The 7,649-nt window shown below is 68.8% G+C and carries 8 protein-coding genes and 1 pseudogene; all 9 read left to right on the top strand.

All coding sequences use genetic code 11. The features are described from left to right. The first annotated feature begins 6 nt into the window (after positions 1–6). The 9 genes and pseudogenes from ADBZ5N_RS15980 (at position 7) to ADBZ5N_RS15940 (ending at position 7,245) form a co-directional block, all read left to right on the top strand. Complete coding sequence (locus ADBZ5N_RS15980; RefSeq protein WP_526259075.1) at positions 7–1,002, top strand: alpha/beta fold hydrolase; 996 nt, start codon at positions 7–9, stop codon at positions 1,000–1,002. Next, positions 995–1,477, top strand: coding sequence for a tRNA (adenosine(37)-N6)-threonylcarbamoyltransferase complex ATPase subunit type 1 TsaE (tsaE, locus tag ADBZ5N_RS15975; protein ID WP_526259073.1), 483 nt, complete (start codon positions 995–997; stop codon positions 1,475–1,477). Before ADBZ5N_RS15980 ends, tsaE begins: the two co-directional genes overlap by 8 nt. Further along, a pseudogene (gene tsaB, locus ADBZ5N_RS15970) lies at positions 1,474–2,094 on the top strand (tRNA (adenosine(37)-N6)-threonylcarbamoyltransferase complex dimerization subunit type 1 TsaB); the annotation flags it as partial. The gene tsaE and the pseudogene tsaB, both read left to right, overlap by 4 nt. A 113-nt stretch (positions 2,095–2,207) precedes the next feature. Further along, on the top strand, positions 2,208–2,663 hold the full coding sequence (rimI, locus tag ADBZ5N_RS15965; protein ID WP_526259071.1) for a ribosomal protein S18-alanine N-acetyltransferase: 456 nt from the start codon (positions 2,208–2,210) through the stop codon (positions 2,661–2,663). Then, complete coding sequence (tsaD, locus tag ADBZ5N_RS15960; RefSeq protein ID WP_526259069.1) at positions 2,660–3,685, top strand: tRNA (adenosine(37)-N6)-threonylcarbamoyltransferase complex transferase subunit TsaD; 1,026 nt, start codon at positions 2,660–2,662, stop codon at positions 3,683–3,685. Before rimI ends, tsaD begins: the two co-directional genes overlap by 4 nt. Then, entirely contained in the window at positions 3,682–4,215 is a 534-nt protein-coding gene (locus ADBZ5N_RS15955) for a nuclear transport factor 2 family protein (protein WP_526259067.1), read from the top strand. The genes tsaD and ADBZ5N_RS15955 overlap by 4 nt, the downstream gene beginning before the upstream one ends. Before the next feature lie 154 nt (positions 4,216–4,369). Further along, a complete protein-coding gene (gene groES / locus ADBZ5N_RS15950) occupies positions 4,370–4,672 on the top strand; it encodes a co-chaperone GroES (protein ID WP_509719797.1) in 303 nt (100 codons plus the stop codon). Positions 4,673–4,823: 151 nt separating this feature from the next. Continuing rightward, on the top strand, positions 4,824–6,440 hold the full coding sequence (gene groL, locus ADBZ5N_RS15945) for a chaperonin GroEL (RefSeq protein WP_526259065.1): 1,617 nt from the start codon (positions 4,824–4,826) through the stop codon (positions 6,438–6,440). A gap of 52 nt (positions 6,441–6,492) precedes the next feature. Then, positions 6,493–7,245, top strand: a complete 753-nt coding sequence (locus tag ADBZ5N_RS15940; RefSeq protein ID WP_526259063.1) for a VldE C-terminal domain-containing protein — start codon at positions 6,493–6,495, stop codon at positions 7,243–7,245. The last annotated feature ends 404 nt before the right edge of the window (positions 7,246–7,649 follow it).

Genomic DNA, 7,649 nt, shown 5'->3' with positions numbered 1-7,649 from the left:
AAGGCGTTGCGGCAACGCAAGGCTATTCGCGACGCCTACGAGGGTGAAGACTTCGCTTTACTGGAGGCCGACCGCGGCTGCGTGATCACCACCGCGGACGGCATCCCGTTGGTGGTCCGCGAAGTTGGGCCGATCACCGCCGGGCTGACGGTGGTCTTCGCGCACGGTTTCTGTATGCGGATGGGGTCCTTCCACTTCCAACGCGCCGCCCTTGGGCAGCGCTGGGGTGAGCAGGTCCGCATGGTGTTCTACGACCAGCGTGGACACGGACAGTCCGGGGTCGCCCCGGTCGACACCTACACCGTCGAGCAACTCGGCAAGGACCTGGAAACCGTCCTGCAGGTGATGGTTCCGCGCGGTCCGGTGGTCGTCGTCGGCCACTCCATGGGCGGTATGACGGTGCTGTCCCACGCCCGTCAGTTCCCGCAGCATTACGGCCGCCGCATCGTGGGCGCAGCCATCATCTCCTCGGCCGCCGAAGGGGTGGCCCGATCCCCGCTCGGTGAAATCCTGCGCAACCCGGCCCTGGAGGCCGTGCGGTTCGCGGCGCGCTATGTTCCGAATCTGGTGCACCGCACCCGCGGCGCCACCCGATCGGCCCTGCGGCCGATCCTGAAGACCGCATCCTTCGGTGATCACGCGATCAGCCCGAGTGTGGTGGCCTTCGCCGAGCAGATGATCCACGACACCGACATCGACACCCTGGTGGCGTTCCTGCACGCACTGGAGGTCCACGACGAGAGCGCGGCCCTGCCGGTACTGGCCCGGATCCCGACGTTGATCGCCTGCGGCGACCGGGATCTGCTCACCCCGGTCAAGAACTCCGAGGAGATGGCGGCCGCGCTGCCCGACTCGCAGCTGGTGATCGTCCCCGGCGCTGCCCACGTGGTGCAGATGGAGCAACCGGAGGTCATCAACGACGCACTGGTGCGCCTGGTCGAACGGGCGACCCCGTCGCGGCTGGTGGCAATCGCGCGGCGGCTGCGAGATGCGATTGAGTGATCCCGGGTTGGATCTGCGCGCCGACGCCGGCAGGGCGTCACTGCCGACCGTCGGAGACACCCTCGCCCTGGGTGCACAATTCGGACGCCAACTACGGGCCGGTGATCTGGTCGTGCTCTCCGGTCCGCTGGGAGCCGGGAAAACCGCTCTGGCCCAGGGGATTGCGCAGGGTATGGATGTCCAGGGGCCGGTGACCTCACCGACGTTCGTGCTGGCCCGTGTGCATCGGCCCCGAACGGCCGGGTCTGCGGAGATGGTGCACGTCGACGTCTACCGGTTGCTGGACCAGTCCACTGACCTGATGGCCGAACTGGACTCCCTGGACCTCGACACCGATCTCGACGACGCCGTCGTGGTCATCGAATGGGGTGAGGGTCTGGCCGAACGGCTCGCGGCCCGTCATCTGCGCATCGACCTGCAGCGCCTGCCCGACAGTGATATCCGGATCGCGACCTGGCAGTGGAGCACACCATGACGCGCACCGTGTTGGCCATCGACACCGCGACCGCCGCGGTGATCGCCGGGTTGCTGCGTCACCATGACGACGGGAAGATCGAGCTCCTCGCCGAGCGCGTCACTCTCGGTGCCCACGCTCACGCCGAGCTGCTGACCCCGAATGTTCTTGCGGCGGTGGACGAGGCGGGCCTCACACTCGATGCGGTGGACGCAGTGGTGGTGGGTTGCGGACCGGGACCGTTCACCGGTCTGCGGGTCGGCATGGCCACCGCGGCTGCCTACGGCCACGCGTTGGGGGTTCCGGTCCACGGGGTGTGCTCAACGGACGCCATCGGCGGGCGGACGACCGGGGAGGTGCTGGTGGTCACCGACGCGCGCCGTCGGGAGGTGTACTGGGCGCGCTACCGCGACGGGGTGCGGGTCGCCGGACCCGGCGTCGCGGCCGCGGTCGACGTCGACACCGACGGGGTCGAGGCGGTCGCCGGATCGCCCGAGCACGCCGCGTTGTTCAAGCTGCCGCGCACCGGCCCCGAGCGCCCCGACGCCGCCGGTCTGGTGGCAGCGGTCGGGAACTGGTCCGAGCCGGCCGCGCTGGTGCCGCTGTATCTACGCCGCCCCGACGCCAAGACCCTGGCCGAGCGGGGGGCCGAGCGGGGGGCCGAGCGGGGGGCCGAGCGGGGGGCCGAGCGGGGGGCCGAGCGGGGGGCCGAGCGGGGGGCCGAGCGGGGGGCCGAGCGGGGGGTAGCCCGGTGACGGTCGTCTACGACGACCTGACCCGATGCGATGCCGCGCGGTGCGCCGAATTGGAGGAGCTGCTCTTCGGTGGCGACGACCCGTGGCCCGAGGCGGCGTTCGTCCGGGAACTGGCCGCCTCGCACAACCGCTACGTCGCCGCCCGGGCGGACGACACCCTCGTCGGCTACGCCGGGATCGCCCGACTCGGCCGGATCCCGCCGTTCGAGTACGAGATCCACACCATCGGCGTCGACCCCGCCCACCAGGGGCACGGTATCGGCCGCGCGCTGATGGACCGGCTACTGGCCTGGACCGGACCCGGCGCCGTGGTGTTCCTGGAGGTGCGCACCGACAACGAACCGGCGATCAGCCTCTATGAGAGCCTCGGATTCGTCACCGTCGGGCTGCGCAAACGCTACTACCGGGCCAGCGGCGCCGACGCCTTCACCATGCGGAGGGACCCGACATGAGAACTGTTTTGGCCATCGAAACCTCCTGCGACGAAACCGGAGTGGGTATCGCCGCTGTCTCCCCCGACGGCGCCGTCACGCTGCTGGCCGACGAGGTCGCCTCCAGCGTCGACGAACACGCCCGATTCGGCGGCGTGGTGCCGGAAGTGGCCTCCCGTGCGCATCTGGAGGCGCTGGGACCGACCATGCGCCGCGCCCTGGCGGCCGCCGGAATCCAGCGCCCGGACGTCGTAGCCGCCACCATCGGACCCGGTCTGGCCGGTGCACTGATGGTCGGGGTGGCCGCCGCCAAGGCCTACGCCGCAGCCTGGGGGGTACCGTTCTACGCCGTCAACCACCTGGGCGGACATCTGGCGGCCGATGTCTACGACCACGGACCGCTCCCGGAATCCATCGGCCTGCTCGTCTCCGGTGGTCACACCCATCTGCTGCACGTCCGGTCGCTGGCACAGCCGATCATCGAACTCGGCAGCACCGTCGACGACGCGGCAGGGGAGGCCTACGACAAGGTCGCCCGGTTGCTCGGTCTGGGCTACCCGGGCGGCAGAGTTCTCGACGACCTCGCCCGTACCGGTAACCGGGACGCCATCGTCTTCCCGCGTGGGATGACCGGGCCCCGGGATGCTCCCTACGCGTTCAGCTTCTCCGGACTCAAGACCGCCGTCGCCCGCTACGTCGAATCCCACCCGGATGCCGACGCGGCCGATGTGGCGGCCGGATTCCAGGAGGCTGTCGCTGACGTGCTGACCGCCAAGGCGGTGCGAGCCGCCATCGACCACGACGTGTCCACGCTGCTGATCGCCGGAGGTGTGGCCGCCAACTCCCGGCTGCGGGAACTCGCCGAAGAGCGTTGTGCTGCAGCCGGTTTGACCGTGCGGATACCGCGGCCCCGGCTGTGCACCGACAATGGAGCCATGATCGCCTCCTTCGCCGCACACCTGGTCGTGGCCGGCGCGGCACCGTCGGCATTGAATGTGGCCAGCGACCCCGGCCTGCCGGTCATCAAGGGTCAGCTCGCGTGAGCGCCAAACCGCGCCGCACCGCCGATGCCCGCGCGGAGATCACCGACCTGATCTACCGCTACGCCGAACTCATCGACGTCGGCGACTTCGACGGCGTCGGGGAATTGCTCGCCAGGGCCGCCTTCGGCGGGCCGCGCACCCCGACGGTGACCGGGGCGCAGAACATCGCCGCCGTGTTCCTGGCGACCACCCGCCGGTTCCCCGAACCCGGGACGGGCCGGCACCGCGCCGACCCCGGTACGCCCCGCACGCGCCACCTGGTGCTGAACCCGATCGTGGAGGTCGACGAGGACACCGCCGCCGCGCGGTCCACCTTCTGCGTGGTGCAGGCTACCGACCGGGTTGCGTTGCAGCCGATCGTGATCGGCCGCTACTACGACCGCTTCGGCCGCGACGCGCAGGGCTGGCACTTCACCGAACGGATTGCCGACGTCGAGATGGTCGGGGATGTTAGCGATCACTTGCTGGTCGATCCTCGCAGCTATGACTTCGCCCTCGGCGAATCGCACCAGCCCCCCCTTGAGTGCTAGCACTCTCGGGTATAGAGTGCTAGGTGGCAGACGGACAACCCCCTGTGTCGGCACCCGCGACGACGGCGCGAGGGCACGGACGAATGCCGAACACCTGGTGAAACCGGTCCGGGGAACAGCCCCGGGCCCGCGACCATGAACAGTGGAGGACCACGTGGCGAGCGTGAACATCAGGCCCCTCGAGGACAAAATCCTCGTACAGGCCAACGAGGCCGAGACGACCACCGCGTCGGGTCTCGTCATCCCTGACACCGCCAAGGAAAAGCCGCAGGAAGGCACCGTCGTCGCCGTCGGCCCCGGCCGGTGGGACGAGGACGGTGAGAAGCGGATTCCGCTGGACGTCGCCGAGGGCGACACCGTCATCTACAGCAAGTACGGCGGCACCGAGATCAAGTACAACGGCGAGGAGTACCTGATCCTGTCGGCCCGCGACGTGCTGGCGGTCGTCAACAAATAAGCAGTACGGCAGCCGCCCCGGAAATCCCCGTGTCAGTCTCGGGCGGTTTCCGGGGCGGAACCCGTTGGGGGTACTCGAGCGGGGCAGTTCGAGCGCGACAACTCGAAGCAAGACAGTGCAAGTCCGACAGGCCAAAGGAAAAGACACACCCATGAGCAAGCAGATCGAGTTCAACGAGACCGCCCGGCGCGCCCTGGAGGCCGGTGCGGACAAACTGGCCGGCGTCGTGCGCGTCACCCTCGGCCCGCGCGGCCGGCACGTGGTGATGGCCAAGGCGTGGCGCGGCCCGACCGTCACCAACGACGGTGTCACCATCGCCCGCGAGATCGACCTGGAGGATCCGTTCGAGAACCTCGGCGCCCAACTGGTGAAGTCGGTGGCCACCAAGACCAACGACGTCGCCGGCGACGGCACCACCACGGCGACGGTACTGGCTCAGGCGATGATCAAAGGCGGCCTGCGTAACGTCGCAGCCGGCGCCAACCCCATCGCGCTGGGCGTCGGCATCGGTAAGGCGGCCGATACCGTCTCCCAGGCGTTGCTGGACGCGGCCACCCCGGTGGCCGGCAAGACCGGCATCGCTCAAGTCGCCACGGTCTCCTGCCGCGATGAGGAAATCGGCGAGATGGTCGGTGAGGCGATGACCAAGGTCGGCACCGACGGCGTGGTCAGCGTCGAGGAATCCAACACCATGGAAACCGCCCTGGAGATCACCGAGGGCATCGGGTTCGACAAGGGCTTCATCTCGGCCTACTTCATCACTGACTTCGACTCCCAGGAGGCCGTCCTCGAGGACGCCCTGGTGCTGCTGCACCGGGACAAGATCAGTTCGCTGCCCGACCTGCTGCCGCTGCTGGAGAAGGTGGCCCAGGCCGGCAAGCCACTGCTGATCGTCGCCGAGGACGTCGAGGGCGAGGCGCTGTCGACCCTGGTGGTCAACGCCATCCGCAAGACCCTGAAGGCCGTCGCGGTCAAGGCACCGTTCTTCGGCGACCGCCGCAAGGCCTTCCTTGAGGATCTGGCCGTCGTCACCGGCGGGCAGGTGGTCAACCCCGACGTCGGCCTGATGCTGCGGGAGGTGGGCCTGGATGTGTTGGGTACCGCGCGGCGGGTGGTGGTCAGCAAGGACGAGACGGTCATCGTCGACGGCGGCGGCACCCACGAGGCCATCGCCAACCGGGTCAAGCAACTCAAGGGCGAGATTGAGACCACCGATTCCGATTGGGACCGCGAGAAACTGCAGGAGCGGTTGGCCAAACTGGCCGGCGGCGTCGCTGTGGTCAAGGTGGGTGCGGCCACCGAGACGGCGGTGCAGGAGCGCAAACACCGCGTCGAGGACGCCGTGGCTGCGGCCAAGGCCGCCGTCGAGGAGGGGATCGTTCCCGGTGGCGGCAGCGCATTGGTGCAGGCTCGGGCCGCGCTGAAGTCGTTGCGGGACAGCTTGTCCGGTGATGAAGCGGTGGGCGTCGACATTTTCTCCGAGGCGCTTTCGGCGCCGCTGTTCTGGATCGCCACCAACGCCGGGATGGATGGTGCCGTGGTGGTCAACAAGGTCGTCGAACTGCCCGCTGGGCAGGGCTTCAACGCGGCAACGCTGACCTACGGTGACCTGTTGGCCGATGGTGTCATCGACCCGGTGAAAGTCACCCGCTCAGCGGTTGTCAACGCTGCCTCGGTGGCCCGCATGGTGCTGACCACCGAGACCGCCATTGTGGAGAAGCCCGCCGACGAGGGTGAGGGTGGCGGCCACCACGGGCACGCGCACTGACGCGCCGCGCTGACCCGGAGGGGGGCGCACCCTCGAGCGGGTGCGGCCCCCTATGAGTCGGAACGTAAGATCGGACACCGTGGCACGGAGATCGATAGGCGGGCGCTGGTTGGCTGCGGCGGCCTCGGTCGTGGTTTCGGTGGCCATGTTCTACGCCCAGGGCAAAGACTCCGGTGATCGCCAGACCCCCACAGCCGTCGAGGGTGGGCCGGTGGTGGCGGGTCTGCCCAGTCCGGTTCCGGCGCCGCCCGGACCAGGCGGCCAACCCGGCGGCGCCCCTCAGGACCGGGCGTCGGCAACGCCGGGTGCTCCGGTTCTGGCCAGCTCGAACGAAGTCAACCTCATGATGGCCAACGCGCCCCAGGCGGCCCCGGACTTCCAATTCCCGCTCTCCAAGGGCGCCGCTCCGGAGGAGAGGCTGCAGGTCAACACCATCTGGGCGGCCCGCGCCATCAGCACCATGTTCCTGGAGATCACGACCATCGGGGGCTACCGGCAAGATCCACTGCCGTGGCATCCCAACGGCTTGGCGATCGACGTGATGATCCCCAACCCCGACACCCCGGAAGGTATCGAACTGGGTAACCAGATCGCCGGATATGCCCTGGCGAACGCGGAGCGGTGGGGGGTGCTGCACGTGATCTGGCGGCAGGGCCTCTATCCCGGCGTCGGGGCCCCGAGTTGGACGGCCGACTACGGCAATCCCACTTCCAACCACTTCGATCACATACACATCGCCACCACCGGCGGCGGTTACCCCACCGGCCGGGAGACGTACTACCTGGGTTCGATCAAGACCGACTAGAGGTTTTAGGGCAACCCGCAGGCGTTCGGGCAGACCATCACCAGTGCGCCGTCATCTACCCATCCGTCGGCGCGAAACTGCTCGCCGTCCTCCTTGCCGAGGTCGCTGCAGCAGCACGCCGCCACCGTCGGGCCCAGTCGGCACTGTGACGCGAGTCTTACCGAATCGTCAATAGTCTGTCGGTGACGGTGATCGGCGTCCTACCCTCTGTTTGGCAGGTGCCTGCTCACCCCCCATCCGCAGGCACATGCCCCAGTGGCAGGGTGTCCGGAGGGGGACTTGCGGACACCCTGCCCTGGCGGGCGATTGCGTACTCGACTATGCGCCCGCCTACCTGACTGAGCGGACTCGGGTTCTTTTCCGTACGCTGGGGCTCAGCAGGGTGCCCGCGCATCCCCCCCGTT

Source organism: Mycobacterium sp., assembly GCF_044370595.1.
Taxonomy (GTDB): domain Bacteria; phylum Actinomycetota; class Actinomycetes; order Mycobacteriales; family Mycobacteriaceae; genus Mycobacterium.
The sequence above is the reverse complement of the archived record's forward strand: the minus strand, read 5'-3'. Positions and strand labels throughout refer to the sequence as shown.